The following is a 19,861-nucleotide window of genomic DNA, read 5'->3' as shown; positions in this document are numbered from 1 at the left end:
TAGTGATACTCTCATTATGAGAATAACTGTTAGTACTTAGGATATGCCTGAGTGAAGTTATTTATTATACTTTCAATTGCAAATCCCACCCCTATGATTTTATGTAGAATCAAGTGCTACACTGTGCAGAGTCAAGTGTAGTGTTGTAATCCTTATACTGACTGGGTTATGTATAGTGTGTAGGGTTATTGATATATATTAAGCTCACATACCATAGTGAATTATGGATTGTGGCTTAGGTTATGCTTTCCTTATTTCGTTTGAAGGTCAAAGCATTACTTCTAATATATTTAGAAATAATGCTCTAACCCTACACAACCTACATAACCCTTATCCTGACTGGGTTAGGATGCTATACCCCACTCTTCACTATGTAGCTTTGACTCTACATTAACTATTAGTGGTGAAGGAATATGATCATCGTTATCCAGTTGACGTAATCTAAAGCCGTGAATGCAATAACCTTGGCTATTACGTGCTTTCTTCACATCATCCCATCTCATAGTAGAGTTGCAAAAATCTAGTAGATTAGGGCTGAAATTACGCAAACTGGGAAGATAACTACCAGACTTATGACACCATTGGGTATAGCTACCAAATAAAGTGTTGCTCTTAGCCTTATCACTCCCTATTGAACATTTACTACTGGCATCTCGAATAACACACTCATCAATCCAGCCTGCAATAGGATTACTAATTATTTGATGTTCTAAATTATGTTTAGCTAGTTCTGGGTTATCTACTGCACGCCTTAATACTTGAGTAATTCTTTCATCAGGAATATTCAGTAAATATTGAGTTAATGCGTTCAACTCAGGTTGAAACTCTTTTTCTAAATCTCTAAGCTTTGTTTTATCTACAGTTATTGTGAATGGAATTAAAATCTGCCTTCTCGTTAACCAAGATGAATTACGAGTATCAAACACTGGGTCATTTGATGCCATGATGACCATACCATCAAATTTGAATTGAAACGCTTGCTTATATTTTTCTTCTGCTTGTAACTCATCTTGTCCTGTAAGTGACTTAAACTTTTGTACGTCACCCTGATACGAAGTTTGATCAGCAAATACAAGTAACCGCTTTTTGTAAGCATTAGCCACTCCAAAGGTTTTACTACAAAAATCCCTCAGAGTAGTGCTACATATATTCTTGTTACCTACGAGAGATTGTGCAAGTCCAACAAATGTACTTTTACCTGTTCCACTAGAACCAATGAGATGTAAGAATTGTTGGAGATCAGAACGACCTTTGAGAATAGCAGCTAAGTAACATAGTAATATTTCTTTGATTGACTCATTATTGTATGTGACTTCATCTAACCAATCATTAATCAATCGAAACTCATTATCAGAGTTATCAAAATCACGCGGTAAACACCAAGTAAAGCGATATTCTCGTGAATGATTTAGAATATTTCCTGTAGCTATCTCTAGTACGCAGTTTTGAAATGGTAGTAATTTGGTAGGAGATTTTTCTTCCCAACCTATCTCTATTAATTCAAGTCTAAGTTTACCAATAATGCTAGTTATATAATTAACAGAGCCATAACCAGCTATTTTTTGATGTTTGAGTTCTTTATTGATCAATCCTTCAATATAATAGTCATTTACTTTACTCCAAATACCAGACTGTTCTAATTCATAAATCATCCAACAATTAGCTTCACTGTTAAATATCCATTTATCTTTATATTTTTCAGCTATCTGTGTACCTATAATATCGGCTCGTGGAATCGTACCTTGTGTATTTCTAGATGTATTGGTAGTTTCATCATTAACTTTTACTAAATTTTTATTCTCATGCTTTGTTGGTAGTAACAGCAAATTATCAGAATATTCTTCTTGTATTAAATCAGTTTCTTTTTGGCTCTGGCAATCATCAAAAGTGTTATAATATTCGTTATTCATAGTTAAATAATTGTTAATTTTTATAGAGAATCATAGATACCAGTACTTAATTAAGTGCTGGTATTTCCTTAGCTGCTTTTTCAAAACATTCTACAACTAACTTCCTTATTAAGCTTGTATTTGTAAGCTTGTGGAGTTTTGCTGTATTGACTAACTGCTCATAATCCTTATTATTTAATCGAGTACTAACTATATGGGTTAAAGGTTTATCTGTGATTTTTGGCATTGTTATTATTGTTTAAATAAATCTAAATTGACACGACTTAACCAGACTTCCTAAGAATGTGTGGTTAGGTACTATTCAGTTTTCAAGGTTCGGTGAGCTTTTTTAGCGCTCATACGAATATTGTAAACGGAATAAATCGGTTTGTGTATACTTTTGGAAAATTAATTGATTGTATTTTCTTATCATTCTATATACTGCTTTTCAGATTTTGCTTATTGATTAAAATGCCGATATTGCTTGATTTATTATTAGTGCAAACAAAGTAATTAAATTAGCAGAATTATGAATGTTTTTCTTACTCATACAACTTATTTACAAGATAAATTAGATGATAAATTAGTTTGTATAGTTATCTGATTTATTACTAATATAATTCCAAGTATTTATATTGTTTTAATTAATCTATTTTCAAGTACTTTAGTTAAAGTAAAGTTAGATATATTAGTTAAGGTAACTTTTCATAGTTAACCTAACTGTATTTAAGATAGTTAAATGAAGTATTACTTAAGATACTTGTCTTACCTATTGCTGATTAAATTACTCCAAATAAGGTAAATACAATTAGTTGTTAAACTTAGTTGTCTTAGACTAACTTGTTTATAGTAATTTAGTTAATGTTTAGAGCGCCGTTAGATGAAATAACTATTAGCTGTTACATGAGGTAAGAAAAAAGGATAGTATTGTGTATTTACTATCCTCAGTTATTGCTTGTATTGTAAGTAGTGTTAAAACTCAGGTACTTGAACGTGTATTATTGAGGCTACATAGTCTTTGTTATTTGATCTTCAGAAACATTGTAGATAGCAGCTAGTAACTTGATTGACTTCTCATCAGTACATCCTAGCTGTTGAGCGATCGCAACTGCTGACTGTAATGGAATAGCTTGATTAGTAGATTGTGTAAGTAAATCCAGTGTTGTCTTAGTTGTTTGACGTTTTTTGTACACTGTGTCATTCATTGTGGGAGAGTGACCTAAACTCATAGCTCTTTTTTCTAACGGTATCCCTGCCATCATACCGTTAAGGTTAGCTAAGTGACGTAAAGCATGAGTTTGAGTAAATCCTATTTGCTGTCCCCATTTAACTAATCTTGTATGAGCTTCTTTCGCGTGCTTTTTAGCTATGGTTTCAGGATTATTACTTTCAGGGTTAATGTTTGGTAATTTTCCAGACTTAATCTCTAACTTCCCAATCAAATCAGGATAAGTAGGTGGAATTAATGGAATAGCTAATCGATAACCTGTCTTAGTAGTAGTACCTAAATTTGTTTCATCACCTACAACCGCTACCATATCTCGGTTACTTGGGGCATTTAATGCTGGTATGGTTACTCCATCTTTAGTTTTGAATGGTATATCAATGTTTTGAACAGCGAATACTTCGTTAACTCTCAATCCATATACAACTTGCATTGAAAATACAAATAGCCACGCATTCCTAGACTCAAAATTGTAGCGTTTGTCCTTGAAAGGAATATCTAAAACCGAATCTCTAAATCTTAGATAGTCATCAAGTGAAACACTTTGCAAATTTTCTTTAAACTTAGTTTGAGTTACATTTATCTTGCTCAACTCATCCCGTAGCTTGTCATTACCTATAACCTCACATAGTTTTTTCATAGCACAAGTGCAAAGTTTATAACTTTTAGCACCACGTTCTTTACTGCTAATTACTGCCATCATATCAGTCAAATTTACTGAGTTTTCTATTGGTAGCAACTTGTAGAAACAATAGTAAACTTCATACCAACATGATTGTTGGCTAGGGTTGTTCCTATCTCGCTTTTGACGTTTCCTAGTGTAACTATTCCAGTAATTATCTTCTACGAGCTTGATAGCTTCACTGAATGTAATCAGGTCATTTTTGACTATGTTCTTCTCAAGGATAGTTTCGTCATACCAAGCTAAGAACTCTGTTTCGCTGGTGAATTTTCCTAAAGCTTCACTGACTAATTGTGCTTTTTCTAATGCCTTTATTATGCCTATCTCAGTAAAATCACAATTACAAGCCTTAGCAGTGCGTTTATCGCCTATCTTGAATTGAAGTAGTATATATGTACCAGATGTTTTTACCTCTCGTTTGAGTCCTACACCTTTAGGTGTTTGCTTCTGGATCTCTTTGAAGAGTGCTAATAATCGTTCATACCCGATTAAATGTGATTCAATATTTGCTGCTGTAAAAGTTTCTCTCATTCTTCTCTCAATTCTGTTTTTCAGATAACGGTTTTTGAGAGAAAACCACGATATAGCAAGTGTTTTAGCTGTTAATTACGTCTGGTCACTGGTTCGAATCCAGTTACGTCCACTTTCGGAAGTCCTTACCAGTAGTCGCCAATTGCGACAACAAGTGTCGATTGCCAATTTATTTGTCCGCGTTGACAAATTAATGTCCATATTGACAGATAAATGTCCGCGTTGACAAATTAGTGTCCATTAGGCAGTCTGGATAAGGCATATCAAAAATGAACTGCTATGGTCACAATACCAGTTTAACAAGGACGTAACTGGATTCGCTTTCAACCCACCTTTTACAAAAAACCTTGATTACGCCTGATGTGAATTAGAAATGTCTCTGTCCTATAAGGGTTTCTAAATTCGCCCAAAACCATTGTTTTGGTACTAAGTAGATGGGCGTAAATAAATATAATATCTGACAACTTTCAACCCGCATCAAGCTGTGAGGGGTATTGAAACCTCCAGTTTCATCAACAATTCTGTGGCTGCCAGTAGTGCATCCTTTCAACCCGCCTCAAGCTGTGAGGGGTATTGAAACACTTCGGGAAAGTACCGCGCTTGGGCGTGGGAACTCATGCCTTTCAACCCGCCTCAAGCTGTGAGGGGTATTGAAACTTTTCAATGTCAAGAAACTGGAGTAACCGTAACTGTCTTTCAACCCGCCTCAAGCTGTGAGGGGTATTGAAACCCAGCGCCTCAAACCAGGGCTATTTCATTCTAAATAAGTGTTTGAGTGTGCTTAGACCAAATGAAGAGAAACGCTGGGCTTGAGCCATATTCTCAAAGCCATTAGAACGGTAAAGATTCAAAGCAAAATTTCGTGCCAACGCACAAATTTGGACTAACCCATTTGTGCGGATTCTACAACTGTCTTCTCCTTGCGTAACATCTCGAACGTAATGCAGCTTGTTCTCAACTCCCCAGTAGCCTCGAATCCGTTCGGCAAAAGCTTGTGCAGTGTCACTGAACGAAGCGATGTAGTAACGGGTTTCTGTTTGTACCGCAATGAAGTGTTGCTTGAGGAGTTGGCGATCGGATTCCACTCGAATCACCGTCACCAATCCTGGCCAATTGCGTATATCCTGCAAAGATTGACAGATACTAACGGTGCGTTTCTCAATTCGACCATGCCCCTTGTTGATCTGCATGTCGGTTTGTTCTGGGCCAAAGTAAGTCTCCACTTCTTTTAGTAACCCGGATTGGTTGCCTTTGAGTGCCCCAATATAGTCATTACCACTGTCCACAATCAACTGACAGGTTTTTTTTGAGTGTTAATAGCATCAAAGGCAAAAATAACACCTTGTAGTGCCATTCTTTTAATAAATTCAGGTAAGGCTTTGATTTCATTGGTTTTGGACTCAACTTGGTAAGGTTCTAAAATTAGTCCCCGTTCGACAATGTCGGCGCTAACCAAGATAATTGCCGGATGTGGCTCAGAATCAGGATTGTCAGTTTCTAGTTGATATGAACCTCGCAACACCTTACCATCAGTAGCAATCATTTCTCCAGGTAAGGGACGAATGTCAAAAAACCTCGCTAGTCTTGCAGAATATTCTTCGTAGTTAGTGCAAAGCAGTACACGTCGGATGGTGCTGTAGGAAGGAAGTCTGTCTTTTGGAGGGGCAAACAATGCCACTAACTCGTCTCTATAAGCCTTGAGCCAGTCTCCCATCGCCAGAAATCCCCTGTTGCCTGCGGCGATGCCTACGGCGGGCTGCGCCTACGCAAGGGTGAAAAGGGCAAGACACAGGGCTTGTCTATGACGTTGTCCTGCGCCACGGCGAGGGTCTGGTAAGTCGGCAAAGGCTTCTATAATGGCGATTTCAGACATGGAAATGGATTAAACGAAATTTGCGCCCTAATTTTACCATAAACTGCCTACATTTAGAATGAAATAGCCCTGGTATCAATGCGGTGTTTGCCTTTGTCAGCCCGTCGAGTGGTTTGCAGTGCAGCTAAACCGTCTGTTTCCCATTTTTTAACCAGTCTGCGTACTGTTCGCACTGATTTCCCTAGTTTGGCGGCTACCTCCCTTTGTCTTTCTCCATAGGTTTTGCGATCGCATGGTTCGAGTAATTTTTGGATTAGTTCCAATAGTTCCTTATCACCTGCGGATAATTCAGTGATAATCTCACTACCTTCTACTTCATCATCATTTGTTTGATCATCTTGTATTTCTAGCATATATGTTTATTACAAACATAGTTGTATTGTACTATATGGGAGGACAATTAATTTGTCAACTCAGAGCAAAATTAGACAAATAGTGATTTTCAATATAGGACAACTAATTTGTCAGCAATCTAAACTCGGACAATTAATTTGTCAATTAGTGTCTAATAGGAAAAACATAGGCTAAAATAACAAAACCCTCACTATGTAAGGGTTTAGGAGTTAATATTCTTGTGGACATTAATTTGTCAAGTGGTCATTTAATTTGGCAATCGACAGCATTAGTTGTCCAAAATAGTCACTTTATGATTGTAATTTTCCTTGAACAACTTATGCTTGTCACTTTTAATGTTAAAGCAAAAGAGTTGGAATTTGATTAATCAGTATCAGCTTAATTACCCATTTCAAATTTGGCTTCTTGCAATGCAGTACGAACTTGTTTATACCTTAAGTATCCAGGCATTGTCATATTCTGTGCAACGCGAGCTTCAGATGGATAGACTCTCTCGGTACGAAGTTGGGAAGCAATTTGCCTGACCTCCTCGCAAGATTGCTCTATTTTTTTTATATGTTGAGCTTTCTTGTAACTACGAGATTTTGCCAAAATGGCACCGCATAAATCTGGAAAATGCCTTAAAATCGTTCTCCTATCATATTTGAGAGAATCAGCTACCTCTTGCATTGTCGCTGGTGGTTCCTGGCTACTTTGCACTACAGCTAACAGAGTATCTTGCACTCTCTGTAAATCAAATAGGCTAGATGGTTTTCTTGATTTGTGCTGTCTAGTTAGCAATTGGTGACTATTTACATGACTAGAATTAAGAGTGATGCTCTCTTTGGTGAGGAAATCTGATAATGATATGCCAAGAGAATGACAAATTTTAAGAGCAGAAGTTTTTAGAGTCGCTGGGGAAACTAAACCGTGCTTATTTGACGGCTTTGGAGGAGAAAGTATTGAGCTTGCTGGAGTCGGAAATCACACCATAATGCTTGAGGATTTTTTAAACTTCAGATAAATTGTTAAGATATTGCGATCGCCTTGCAAATAGATCGGAAATACCATGCTGCCCGCATTTGACTGCTTGGGATGGCCACCAACGGCTTTTATATTTTTTTATCTCTAGATGTGTATTTTTATTCTTTGTTCCCTTTTTTTCTAAGTAATTTCCCTATTGTGACACTTGGGGGGTGCGGAAAGTGGGTTGCAAATAATCCTGGTTTGAAAATACCTTGATTGCAGGTTTGAGCGATTAGTATTGCAAGTCCTTACAACTATCAAGTTAGTATGGTGTAATCTAATGTGTTAAAGTTCCAATGGATTCCATAAAAAAACAAATAAAAGTGTATCAAAAATTACTACACCGAATTTCAATCTGCGTATATCAACATAAAAATTATTATTTGCCAATACTTATTTACAACTACTTAGTTAATTGATGTATAAAGTAGAACAAAAGAAAAGTAGGCGGAGACGAGGAGTTGTACTAACTTCCATAGGAATTAAACGGTTACAAGAAGCGATTCTTTCTGTGGAGATCGTAGAAAACAAAGGCGATCGCTTTAGTCTAGAAGCATTGAGCGATCGCATTAATGTTTCCTCTAGAACTTTGAGTAAATTATGGTCTTTAAGCAAAAGTGTAGACCAAAAAACTGTAAAACTCTGCTTTAGCACTTTTAATCTGGAATTACACAGCGAAGACTACACAACCGTCAATGAAGCAAATAAGACTGAATTATCTGAGTTCTTGTCTGTAGGTTCAAATACAGAAGAAGATTCATCTCAACCTTCCGAATTCACCTCATTTGTCGAAGAACATCACGAACAAACTGAACAGATAGAAAATCTTCAGTCATACCCGGATGGCCCCGTACCTCTAGATTCTTACTTTTACATTGAACGTCCCCCACTAGAGAGAAAGGTTTATCGAGAAGTAACTCAAAGTGGCTGCGTGATTCGGATTAGGGGTCCGAAACAGATGGGTAAAAGTTCTCTAGTATTGAGGCTGTTAGCCTTTGCACAGAAGCTTGGGTATCAGACTGTGAATCTGAATTGCTACCAATTTGATCGTGAGTGTCTAACTGATTTAAATAAGCTGTTGCGTTGTCTTTGCTGGCAAATTGCAACAAAATTAGGTATTGACCCTAATTTTAAGTCAGAATGGAATGAAGAAATTGGCCCTAGCTTGAGTAGCGGCTTCTATTTAGAAAACTATTTGTTTAATCAATGTCAAAGCCCAGTGGTTTTGGTATTGAATGAAATTAATCGTTTTTTTGAATATCCTCAAATTTGTCAAGAGTTTTTTGCTTTGTTGCGGTCGTGGTGTGAGGAAGCACGACACGTTCCCAACTGGCAAAAGCTAAGATTAGTCATGGTTTACTCTACAGAAAAGTATGCCTCTGTGGATCTTAACCTCTCTCCTTTTAATATCGGTTTATCTATTCGTTTGAAGGAATTTACCCAATCACAAGTAGAAGATTTAGCTAGGCGGTATGGTTTAAGTTCGTGTACACCTAAAGATATTGCCCAACTGATGTCACTGGTAGGAGGACATCCAGCACTGATTCAGATTAGTTTGTACCATCTTTGCTCTCAAGAAATAACCCTGCAAGAACTGATAGAGGATGCGATCGCCAATGGTGGCATCTACCGCTATCATTTATGGCGACACTGGTTCAAACTGTACGAAAATCCTAGCATAGCAAAAACTTATGCTAAAGTTGTGGCAGCAAAGCAAGGCATTTCTGTTAATCCTATTGAGGCTTACAAGCTTGAAAGTTTGGGATTAATTCGCTTTGAAGGCGATCGCATATTACCACGTTTTGAACTCTACCGTGCTTATTTTAAAAAACAGTTATCGACAATTGTTTAGCAATACATTTTCCGAATAATAAAAAATGTAATGGCGTTAACTGTCTCAAAATTGTCAGGTAAGATTTATTCTGGTTTGATGAGCCATATAAATTAAAATTTATGGTAATCATTAACAATTTCTTTTACCAAACTATATTCCATTAATCAAAAAAAAATATCAAAGAAAGTTAAGAAAGTAAATAACTTTTTGGGAAAGTTAAGAAAGTTAAGAGTAAAAATAGCGAAGATACTGTTTGTTTGTGAATTGAAATAGAACAGCCAAAAACGTTGTATATGCAAAAGATAGTAATTTTTTTACCTGAAATAAACTAATAAATCGTATCAAACCGTACTGGAAAGTGGACAATATTTATTTTCAAAAATAATCTGACAATTGCTAATAATTGTGTTATGTTCTTGTTTGATAATCACACTTCAATATGAGATATCAAGTAGGTGGGAGTCTCCGCAGTGACGACCCGACATATGTTATCCGTCAGGCAGACGAAAAACTTTATGACAGTTTGAAAGCTGGTAATTTTTGTTACGTCTTCAACTCTCGCCAGATGGGCAAGTCATCCTTACTACAGCGCACAAGTTACCGTCTTCGAGAAGAAGGCTCTAGCTGTGTTTACTTGGATATGACCCGCTTGGGTATTGAGGTTACTACACCAGATCAATGGTACAAAGGCATTATTATCAGCTTGTTCTACAGCTTCAAGTTAGGATCGCAAGTCAATTTTAAACATTGGTGGGAGACGCAAGCTGGCATTTCTTCGGTGCAAAAACTACATTCCTTTGTGGAAGAAATTTTACTGCCAAATGTCAAGAGCAATTCTCTACGAAACGGCAAAGCTGAACGCATTTTTATCTTTATTGATGAAATTGACAGTCTGCTCAGTTTAAATTTCCCAATTAACGACTTTTTTGCTTGGATTCGTCACTGTTATAATCTACGACCAGAGAATCCAAACTTTGAACGCTTGGGATTTGCACTATTTGGTGTAGCTAGTCCCTCTGACCTGATCGCTGATAAACGCCGCACGCCCTTTAACCTTGGTAAAGCCATTGAGTTACAAGGCTTTCAACTAGATGAAGCCACGCCGCTACTTCAAGGATTAAAGGAAGTACTCACTCAACCAGAAGCAATATTGCAAGAGATTATTCATTGGACGGAAGGACAACCATTTCTCACACAAAAACTCTGTGATTTAATTGTCCAACTTGCTTGTGAAAATACTACACAAATGATTACTCTTGCTCCAGGTACAGAAGCATTTTGGATAGAGCAATTAGTAAAAACGCATATTATTCAACATTGGCAATCACAAGACGAACCTGAACATCTGCGTACTATAAGAGATCGCCTACTATTCAACGAACAACAGGCCGGGCGGTTGTTGGGTCTTTATCAGCAGGTGTTGCAAGCACCAGAGGCTCTTGAGCAGAGAGCAGGGGGGCAGCACTTTTCTACGAGACGCTACGCGAACGCTCAGTGTGCAGGGTGCAGGGGAGAAGAGTTTTCCCCTTGGCCCCTTTGCCCCTCTCCCCCTTCACCTCTTCATTCTGTCCCGATTGATGATAGTCGAGAACAAACAGAACTGTTGTTATCTGGTTTAGTGGAGAAACACAACGGCTATCTCAAAATTAAAAATCCCATCTATCGCAATGTTTTTAATGCCGAATGGGTATTAAGACAACTAGACAATCTCCGCCCATACTCGCAGACATTCAATGCTTGGGTCGCATCAGATTATAAAGATGAATCGCGCCTACTGCGAGGACAGGCACTTAAAGATGCTCAAAAATGGTCGCAGGGCAAAAGTTTGGGCGATTTAGATTATCGGTTTTTAACTGCAAGTATTGAATGCGATCGCATTGAAGTGCAAACAGCATTAGAGGCAGCAAGGGCTAAAGAAGTAGAGGCACGACTGATACTAGAAAAAGCACAACTCGTACAAGAGAAAAAGACAGCTAGATTGCAAAGGTTTTTGCTAGTTGGAGTGTGTATCAAGTTGCTCATCTCTAGCAGTTTGGCGATCGGGAGTTTCATTCTGTATCGTCAAACTCTTAAAAGCGAAGCTCAAGCTAAGAGTAGCGAGATTCGAGCGCTTGTATCTTCTTCATCTGGACTGTTTGCCTCAAATCGCAGATTAGATGCGCTGGTAGAAGCAATTAAAGCCAAAGACAAACTGCAAAAACTAGGAATAGCAAACACAAATCTTGCACCTCTGGTTGAAGATGCACTAAAACAAGCAGTTTATGGAGCAGATGAATATAATCATCTTTCTGGTCATACAGCAAGTGTTATGGCAGTAAATGTCAGCCCTGATAGTTCTTTAATTGCCTCAGCCAGCATAGATAAGACAATCAAACTTTGGCGACGTGATGGTACAGCAGTTGCCACTCTCAAAGGTCATCAGGGAGCAATTAGGTCAGTCGCTTTTAGTCCTGACGGTCAGATACTTGCCTCGGCAAGTGAGGATGGTACTATTAAACTTTGGCAGCGAAATGACACAGACTTATCGTGGCGCATTTCTAGAACATTCAAAGGTCACACAGCTTCAGTCTGGGGAGTAGCTTTTAGTCCTGATAGTCAAACCATTGCCTCTGCTGGTTGGGACAAAACGGTGAGAGTCTGGAAGCTAGACGGCACTTTGCTGAAAACGTTTCAAGGTTATAAAACTGGATTTTGGGGAGTAACTTTTAGTCCTGATAGTCAAACCATTGCGGCTGCCAATCTAGACAGGACAGTAAAACTTTGGAGACGAGACAGTTTAGGCTGGCAGAACGCCAAACCCCTACAACCTCTCCAAGGTCACACAGCTTGGGTTGTCGGCGTAGCTTTCAGTCCTGATAGTCAGACCATTGCTTCAGCAAGTGAAGACAAAACTGTGAAACTTTGGCAGCGAGACAGCACAGATGGCAGTTATCACCTTGATAAAACTCTTAAAGGTCATAGTGCCGGAGTTTCGGGAGTAGCGTTTAGTCCCGATGGTCAGACTATTGCCTCCGCCAGTCTCGACAAAACGATTAAACTTTGGAACATTGATGGAACAGAATTGAGAACGCTCAGAGGACATAGTGCATCTGTTTGGGGAGTTACTTTCAGTCCTGACGGTAGCTTTATAGCTTCGGCGGGTGCAGAAAACCTTGTTAGACTTTGGCAGAGTGAAAATCAATTCCAAAAGAGTGTGATAGCTCATAGTGCAGGGATTTGGTCAATAGCGATCGCCTCTGATAGTTCTACCATCGCCACAGCTAGCCACGAAAATACTGTTAAATTTTGGAGTCGTCAAGGCAAATTGCTCAAAACTTTGACTGAAGAAAGGTTAGTCTTCCAGGTTTCTTTCAGTGAGGATAACAAGTTAATTGCTCTTGCTGGTGATGATGATACGGTAAAACTCAAGCAGCGAAATGGTACGTTAATCGCTAGTTACAAAAACCCTTATGGCAAAATGACAGGAGCGTTATTGAGTCCCGATGGCCGAGCGATCGCCATAGCAAATGTTAACAAGAGTGTGCTGATATGGCACATAGGTCGCCCTACACCACAGATTCTTAAAGAACATCAAGCCGAAGTGTGGCAAGTTGCATTTAGTCCCAACGGTAGGCTGGTTGCTTCAGCTAATGGTGATGGTACTGTTAAGCTGTGGACGCTGGAGGGTAAGTTGTTCAGAACCCTTGTCGCACATTCGGCAGCAGTATGGATAGTTGCCTTTAGTCCTGACGGTAAAATGGTGGCTTCTGGAAGCGGTGACAATACCATTAAGTTGTGGACACTTGATGGAAAATTGCTTAAAACATTCAAAGGTCACACAGCTGCAATTTGGGGTGTGGCGTTCAGTCCCGACAGCAAAATACTTGCTTCTGGGAGCGTAGATGGTACTGTCAAGCTTTGGAAACTTGATGGTACCGAGCTAACGACCCTCAGAGGACATACCGCAGCGATTAGGAAAATTGCCATCAGCCGCGATGGAACTTTTTTGGTTTCGGGGGGTGATGACAACACACTCATTCTGTGGAACTTGCCACGAATTCTCAATCTAAATGTACTAACTTATGGTTGCAGTATAATTAAAGATTATTTGAAAACTAATATAGCTTTAGAAAAGAGCGAACGCCACATTTGTAGTAAGTTTTAGAACCATGAGAATACGCTAAACTACAACATAGCTTGAAGCGATAAATCGATTTCAAGGCAATTTGTTAAAAATATTTAGCTCCATTTAATTTATGAATAACAGCTTTGATCTAGCAGGAATTACTTTACCTGATGATATCCAATTAAAGCTTGAGGCTCTAAATTGTATAAAGCTAACCCCATCCAGTTCAGGAACTTACTTAGACTTTGATCATGATTTACAGATAAATTTAGACAAATTCTTTAGCATTCATAGTACAGTTCCATATATGGATGTGGCAATTGATAGAATTATTGTTGAAGTCTTTGGCAACAATGAAATCACAATATCTAAACCAAAATATAGAGTTTCCCAAAGCAATCAAGAAATTGAATTCAGTTTTAAAGGTTTGCTAAATAACCAAAATATTGAATTATATTTTGGGAAAAAAACCATATTAAAATATCATCTACCTACACATTTCAGTTTTAGCTCTTTAACAAATATAATACCTATTGTTAACCATTTAAAACTCAGCAGCCCAGAGTTAATTATAACTAACATTGGCTATTCTTTTATACATCCAAAGTTAGGTTGTATTAACTTAAGCAGAGGATTTAATTTTATCGGAAATATTGATTTAAAGAACCTCCATCCAAATTTCAGTAGTTTTATTCATAAAAGCTTAAAAATTACTTGCTTCCAAGCCATAATAAGCTTTAATCCTGCGGGACAGGTCAGCTTAACAGGAAATATTCCAGGCAATATTCAGCTATTTTCCCAGCAACAATTTAAAGCTACTTTTAATAACTTACTCATAGGGTTAAATATTGGGGCTGATTTAGAGCCAAACTTGGGATTAACTGGAAATCTGATTCTTCAAGGCTACGATCCCACCCAAGAAAACGAACCTAAATTACTTCTCTCTGGTAATCTTTCTCTGGAACCCGAATCTTTAACGGCATTCTTTTATCAACAAGGTAAAAAATCCTGGTGTAATCCCTATGGGTTGCTAGGAACTGAACTTCGCAATCTCAGGTTTCAAGGAGGCGGGACTTATTTACCTCCTTACTTCGATAACTTTGGTTTCATTGGTGATTTGAAATGGGAAAAAATAGACTTTGAGGTAGCATTCCTCATGGATACAAACGATCCAGAAAAATTAGCTTTAGTTTTAAATCCTAATCAAGCGGTTAGCTTAATAGATTTGTGGCGAGGGCCAGTCGCTTCTTTTATTAACAAACAAGTAGGTTATTCAATCGATTTGGTTAACAAAGCACTAGGTTTACTAGAGAGCTTAGTAAACTTAAATATTGAACCAATTGATGGGGATGGAGACGGAAAACTTAACCCATTAATTAAGTATGTTCCTTTTCCGACGACAATTGCAGGCCAACCGATATCAGAAGGGTTAGAAATTAATGGCAAAATTAATGCTTGGGGTCATGAGGCAATTGTAATCCTTCAAAGTGACAAAATTTTCAAGAATATTGGGGGTTCGTTAAAAGTTAGTGAAATTGATTTAGGATTTCTGAAAATTAAGGGAACAGATGACAATAGTTTAGATTTAGCCCTAAAGGTAACACCTAGCGAACAGTATCTTCAAGGAGATGGTTCTGTTGAAATTTTTGGCAATGAGATTGCAAATGTTGAATTTAAAATTAATTCTAATAATGCTACCTTCAAAAACTTTGACTTGAGTTTAGCTAATGTATTGAGTATCGATGTTGATGCCTTGAATATTGATATAAAATCTGGTAGCGGTAGCGGTTCAGGAACAATTTATTTTTTGGGGAATACGCTAGCAGGCATTACTTTTGATATTACTCAAAATAGTGTTAACCTGAAGAATGTTCAGTTGAGTTTAGCAGGTTTCTTGACTTTCAGTATTCCGAGTCTTACAGTTAACTTGACAAACAAAAGTGTATCAGGAACAGCAAATATTATTGCTTTTAATCAATCTTTAGGTAGCGGGATATTATCATTTAACACTCAGAACGTGTCAGTTAATAATGTAGCTATTAATTTAGGTAATATTCTCAAGTTCAATGTTCCTAAACTCAACCTTGATTCAACGAATAAAAAGGTTTTTGGTGTAGGTGATGTTACACTCCTCGGTAAACAATTTACTGCGTTAGGTATCAGTCTTAATGAGACTGGGTTTCAAGCTACAAGTAACTTCAACTTCGGCATTTTAGCTTTCAATGGTGCTACAGTTATTCTCAGCAAAGGCAGTAATGGTAGTATCAATAATTCTGCTAATATTGCAGGAAATCTCAAATTTTTAGGTTACACCTTTGCCAATACCACTGCTAGCATTAATAGCAGCAGATTAACTGCATCGGGTAGCTTCAATTTTGCTGGCATTTTAATACTTAGAGGAGCTAAAAATCAGAAAAATGCTACGATAACACTCAACAAAGCCAAGAACGGACAATACAATTCTGTTAATATTGCTGGGAGTTTTTATCTTTTAGGTAAAGAGTTAACCTCAATTAATGCCAGCAATAGTATTGGAACTTTAAAAGTTTTGGGGATAAAAATCAATATCAACTCTGTCAGAGGAAAGAAAATACATCAGTAAATTGCAAATTATATTATTTTTCAAGTATTAATTTATTGTTGTATGCATAATTGATTATTTATATATCGTTTCCTGATCACATCAGGTACATCATAGCCCCCTGGTTGGGGGTGGGGTTCTTGTATCTCACTCAACCGATAACCGCTATATTCATTTTCACATATTAACTTATCTTGATACCAACAAATGATTTATCTACATCACTTATGATAAATCTAGACTTATTAACTTCAAGAATTTCATACTTTTCCGTTATAAATGCAGAAGTAATACTAGTTATTATATCGGCAAGATAAACTCTAGGTAATATTGGTAATTGAAAATTAAAAATTGATTTAGGAACAGTTTTAGGAATTAAAGATAATCTTGCATCATTTATATACCAGACGCCAGTAAATTTATTACCTACGATCAATTCACTAGGTTTAGATAAAATAAATGTTTGAATCTTCGTTTGCTCATAAGTCATATCTTGCTTTAATTCAATAAAAATTTTCTCCCAATCTGTATTAAAACGCCATTTTCCAAAAAGCAAAACTTCTATTTCTATATCAGAAAGGTTCATATTATTTATTAGCTCTACTTTACACTATTAACTTATGATCTTTCATTACAAATTTGGACACGGGAAAAGAATAAGTGCATCTGCCATACTAGCCAAGAACCAACCCGCCAAGCTCCCATTGATAGAGGTTCAGCAGATGAATTTGGAGGTAAATCAAAAATATCTTGGTCGTAGTGTAGCCATTTGACTGGTAAGTGTCCCATCGGTGTCGTTGGAGATAATTTAAAAGTTAGTTGGTTGTAATCTAGCCAGTTTCCCTCTTTTCGCCAACCCAAGCGATCGCCAAGTCTCTTTTCTGTTTCATAATCTACTTGAGCGCCTATTTCTTTCCAGATGCTTTGCTGTACACTAAAGCCGAAATAACCATGACTGTATTCTTGCCAAAGTCCATCGATAGTATAAAAAGCTTGACAAGAAAAGTTAAGAATATCTTCCTTATAAACTTCATTCCAATAATTTTTTCCCATGACTTGTAGCATTAATTTAGCAGTTTCAATATCAGCTTCTTTCCACTGGAATTGTGCGAGTAGAGTTTGAAGTTGACTATAATCAATATTTTTACTATTTTTAAATTCTTTTACAGAGTTACCAGGATTATTAGTTGGCTCTAATAATTCTGTTTTTTCAATAAAAAGTGCAGAATTTGTAGAAACGACATCTGTCTCTAATATCCCTAGCACTTTTCTTTGATCGACAAGTTGAGTAGATATATAATTAGATATTAAGTAAATTGTTTGTTCTAAAGCTATTCCATCATTATTTAACTCAAAATTAGTAATTTGTTCATTTAATAATTTAGACTCAACTAACGCATCTTTTAATCTATCTCCTCTCTCATAACTTGCTACCAATAAATTAAGAATATTTTCAGAAATTGTATCAGTATCTTGTATGGTTAATAAGCTTGACTGGAAATTTAAACTACTAGTTGCTAAATTTTTAATTTCTCCGACAATTGCGTAAAAGTTTGCATCTAGTTTTACTACTTCGTCTATTAAAGATTGAAATGGACTAAAGTAATCTTGTAAATAATCTTCAAAATTTGTTACTGTCTCAGCTATTTTTGCTATTTCTTGACGAATTTTTATTGCTTTTATTTGATATTCGTAAATTTCTTGATATACCCCTAACTCTTGAGCTATTTGCTGGACAGTTTGCTTTTGATTCTTAGTATCTTCCCCTAAACTTTTAATTCCTTGAGTTAGCAATTTAATTTTTTCTAACATCAAAAAGTTAGTATTACTCAAAAGTAAAATTGATTTGAGGTTTTCTTGTTTTTCCCATTTTAGTTTTTCAATGAGTTGCGGATTATTGTGATTTTTTATTTCTAGTTTGTTTCTTTCTGCATTTATATTTTTAATTTCTAGGTATTTTTGAGTAAACAAGTGTTTCCAATTATCAGTAAATTTTAATAAAAAATCTTGATAATTATCTTTATATTTTTCTAAAAAATCAATTAGTTGAGTATAGTCTTTAATTAATAATTTAGTCTTAGCGAAAATTTCTTCTTGGCTAATTTCCTGCTTTCGTTTGATTATTCCCCACAAATAATAATGATACTTAGTACCTTGTTGAATTAATACTTGACATTCTTTAATTTTTTTTTGAGCTTTTTTTAATTTTGAATTGTTGATAACAGGTAATTGATAACTTTTTTCATAAATTGTAATAGATTTATAATTTATTAGTTGTCTTTGTTTTTTAGTTAACATCACATCAGTTCTCACAACAGCCGCTAAACTTTCACCCATTTTAAAACTTTTGAATTTTTGTCATAGCAGTAGGTTGCGCCATCTTTAGTAGTGATAGACTTCCCTTGGCTGGCTCTGCTTCTAATAGTGGTAATAGAATAGCCTGTTAATCCTTTAATTTCTTGATGAGTGAGCTTTTCGATTGTATCTATTGCTACTGATATCTCTGGTTTTATTTGGAGTTCAGAGGAGCTATCTATTGTAATTTGAGCGTTTTCAGGTGGAGCAATGACAATTCCTTTTTTCCTTTGATAATCTTGCACAGAAATAAGTTGCCAATGGGAATCTTCTTTTAGCTCTAGAACCCATTGATGATAGTTAAATAAACTCTCTCTATGTCCAACACTGATAAAAGTTGTTTTACTTTCTTGCAGTTGTTCATATAAATTCTCTTCATTAGTTAAATCCAAAGCACTTGTTGCTTCATCTAATATGGTGAAACTAGGATGAGTAATTAATAGTCGTGCAAAAGCTAAACGTTGTTGTTCTCCTAAAGACAATATATTCTCCCAAGGAACTTCTGTATCAAAACCTTTTACACGGGTAAGCAAGTGTTGTAAGTTAACTTGTTGCAAAATTTGTCCGAGTTCTGTGTCGCTCATTTTTCGGTCTGTATGCGGATAGAGTAATTGTTCGCGCAAAGTACCCAAAATGATATAGGGACGCTGGGGTAGGAATAAGACTTCTTTTAGGGGAGGACGCACTAGACGACCAGTTCCTGCATTCCACAATCCTGCGATCGCTCTCAATAGAGAACTTTTACCCCCACCGCTAGGGCCAACAATCAATAACCCTTCGCTTGGCTGAACAGAAACTGATAAATTTTCAACAATCGTCTGGTCATAATTTGGTGTTTGTAAAGTGACATTTTCAAACGCTAAATGTTCTTCTTCTATGACTTGAATGGTATTGACATTATCTGGTTGTTTACTAACAGCTTCTAAAGCATCTGAAAATTCAGCTAAACGCTTCACATAACTAGAAAATCGCCCGGAAATACTAAATTCACCTATTAACTCTCCCAGAGCATTAGAAAACATAAAGCAAGCAAAACTAACTTGGTTAATTTCCCCATAATCAATTTGGTTCTGAATAAATAAAGGCGTGAGGATAAACATCGAAAATACACTAATGGCAGACTGATATGCTCTGCCAAAAGCGTCTTGACCTTTCTCCAAACTCAGCCTCCGTTCAGCAGTTTCTAGAACATGATTAAATCGACGCTGAATTATATTTAATTCTTCCTTTTCTCCCTGAAAAAAAGCAATCGATTCAGCGTGATTGCGAACATGAGTTAAGCAATAAGCAAAGTCTGCCTTAAACGCAAGCTCTTGTTGATTAACTATATTTATTGCCTGATTCAAGTAAACAGCTATGGAATTACCAATAACTGTATAAATAATTAAATAAATTTCGATTAGTGGAGAAACTGTCCAGAGAATTAT

11 protein-coding genes and 1 pseudogene are annotated in these 19,861 nt (G+C 36.6%); 3 read left to right on the top strand and 9 right to left on the bottom strand.

Going from position 1 to position 19,861, the window contains the following annotated elements:
• Nucleotides 1-344: 344 nt before the first annotated feature.
• From V7K15_RS15075 to V7K15_RS15050, 6 genes and pseudogenes are all read right to left on the bottom strand, one after another.
• Nucleotides 345-1,910, bottom strand: coding sequence for a DNA primase family protein (locus tag V7K15_RS15075; protein ID WP_334906284.1), 1,566 nt, complete (start codon nt 1,908-1,910; stop codon nt 345-347).
• Nucleotides 1,911-1,956: 46 nt separating this feature from the next.
• Nucleotides 1,957-2,136 (bottom strand): hypothetical protein, encoded by a 180-nt coding sequence (locus V7K15_RS15070; protein WP_334906283.1) that lies wholly within the window; start codon nt 2,134-2,136, stop codon nt 1,957-1,959.
• Nucleotides 2,137-2,896: 760 nt separating this feature from the next.
• Nucleotides 2,897-4,327: a hypothetical protein gene (locus V7K15_RS15065; RefSeq protein WP_334906282.1), complete on the bottom strand. Its 1,431-nt coding sequence runs from the start codon at nt 4,325-4,327 to the stop codon at nt 2,897-2,899.
• Between the two features lie 749 nt (nt 4,328-5,076).
• Nucleotides 5,077-6,041, bottom strand: a pseudogene (locus tag V7K15_RS15060) (ISAs1 family transposase).
• 212 nt (nt 6,042-6,253) lie between these two features.
• Nucleotides 6,254-6,553, bottom strand: a complete 300-nt coding sequence (locus V7K15_RS15055; protein ID WP_334906281.1) for a helix-turn-helix domain-containing protein — start codon at nt 6,551-6,553, stop codon at nt 6,254-6,256.
• A 379-nt stretch (nt 6,554-6,932) separates the two neighbouring features.
• Complete coding sequence (locus V7K15_RS15050; protein ID WP_334906280.1) at nt 6,933-7,277, bottom strand: hypothetical protein; 345 nt, start codon at nt 7,275-7,277, stop codon at nt 6,933-6,935.
• Between the two features lie 700 nt (nt 7,278-7,977).
• On the opposite strand from V7K15_RS15050, the gene V7K15_RS15045 reads away from it, so the two are divergent.
• The 3 genes from V7K15_RS15045 to V7K15_RS15035 all read left to right on the top strand — a co-directional run bounded on the left by V7K15_RS15045 (nt 7,978) and on the right by V7K15_RS15035 (nt 16,100).
• Nucleotides 7,978-9,411 (top strand): AAA-like domain-containing protein, encoded by a 1,434-nt coding sequence (locus tag V7K15_RS15045; protein WP_334906279.1) that lies wholly within the window; start codon nt 7,978-7,980, stop codon nt 9,409-9,411.
• A 421-nt stretch (nt 9,412-9,832) separates the two neighbouring features.
• The gene (locus tag V7K15_RS15040; RefSeq protein ID WP_334906278.1) at nt 9,833-13,537 is read left to right on the top strand and encodes an AAA-like domain-containing protein; all 3,705 of its coding nucleotides are present in this window, start codon (nt 9,833-9,835) and stop codon (nt 13,535-13,537) included.
• A 91-nt stretch (nt 13,538-13,628) separates the two neighbouring features.
• Nucleotides 13,629-16,100, top strand: coding sequence for a hypothetical protein (locus V7K15_RS15035; protein ID WP_334906277.1), 2,472 nt, complete (start codon nt 13,629-13,631; stop codon nt 16,098-16,100).
• Between the two features lie 163 nt (nt 16,101-16,263).
• Here the strand turns inward: V7K15_RS15035 and V7K15_RS15030 are convergent, their stop codons facing one another.
• The 3 genes from V7K15_RS15030 to V7K15_RS15020 all read right to left on the bottom strand — a co-directional run.
• Nucleotides 16,264-16,665, bottom strand: coding sequence for a hypothetical protein (locus tag V7K15_RS15030; protein ID WP_334906276.1), 402 nt, complete (start codon nt 16,663-16,665; stop codon nt 16,264-16,266).
• Between the two features lie 32 nt (nt 16,666-16,697).
• The gene (locus V7K15_RS15025) at nt 16,698-18,416 is read right to left on the bottom strand and encodes a GUN4 domain-containing protein (protein WP_334906275.1); all 1,719 of its coding nucleotides are present in this window, start codon (nt 18,414-18,416) and stop codon (nt 16,698-16,700) included.
• Nucleotides 18,401-19,861, bottom strand: a 1,461-nt coding sequence (locus V7K15_RS15020; RefSeq protein WP_334906274.1) for an ABC transporter ATP-binding protein/permease, incomplete at its 5' end; no start/stop codon positions are given. The genes V7K15_RS15020 and V7K15_RS15025, both read right to left, overlap by 16 nt.

The sequence above is a fragment of the Nostoc sp. genome, assembly GCF_036919815.1.
In the GTDB taxonomy this organism is placed as follows: domain Bacteria; phylum Cyanobacteriota; class Cyanobacteriia; order Cyanobacteriales; family Nostocaceae; genus Nostoc.
The sequence above is the reverse complement of the archived record's forward strand: the minus strand, read 5'-3'. Positions and strand labels throughout refer to the sequence as shown.

Excerpts from the sequence above, each read along its gene's own strand:
- V7K15_RS15075 (WP_334906284.1), bottom strand. The coding sequence starts at position 1,910 with ATGAATAACGAATATTATAACACTTTTGATGATTGCCAGAGCCAAAAA.
- V7K15_RS15070 (WP_334906283.1), bottom strand. The coding sequence starts at position 2,136 with ATGCCAAAAATCACAGATAAACCTTTAACCCATATAGTTAGTACTCGA.
- V7K15_RS15065 (WP_334906282.1), bottom strand. The coding sequence starts at position 4,327 with ATGAGAGAAACTTTTACAGCAGCAAATATTGAATCACATTTAATCGGG.
- V7K15_RS15055 (WP_334906281.1), bottom strand. The coding sequence starts at position 6,553 with ATGCTAGAAATACAAGATGATCAAACAAATGATGATGAAGTAGAAGGT.
- V7K15_RS15045 (WP_334906279.1), top strand. The coding sequence starts at position 7,978 with ATGTATAAAGTAGAACAAAAGAAAAGTAGGCGGAGACGAGGAGTTGTA.
- V7K15_RS15040 (WP_334906278.1), top strand. The coding sequence starts at position 9,833 with ATGAGATATCAAGTAGGTGGGAGTCTCCGCAGTGACGACCCGACATAT.
- V7K15_RS15035 (WP_334906277.1), top strand. The coding sequence starts at position 13,629 with ATGAATAACAGCTTTGATCTAGCAGGAATTACTTTACCTGATGATATC.
- V7K15_RS15030 (WP_334906276.1), bottom strand. The coding sequence starts at position 16,665 with ATGAACCTTTCTGATATAGAAATAGAAGTTTTGCTTTTTGGAAAATGG.
- V7K15_RS15025 (WP_334906275.1), bottom strand. The coding sequence starts at position 18,416 with ATGGGTGAAAGTTTAGCGGCTGTTGTGAGAACTGATGTGATGTTAACT.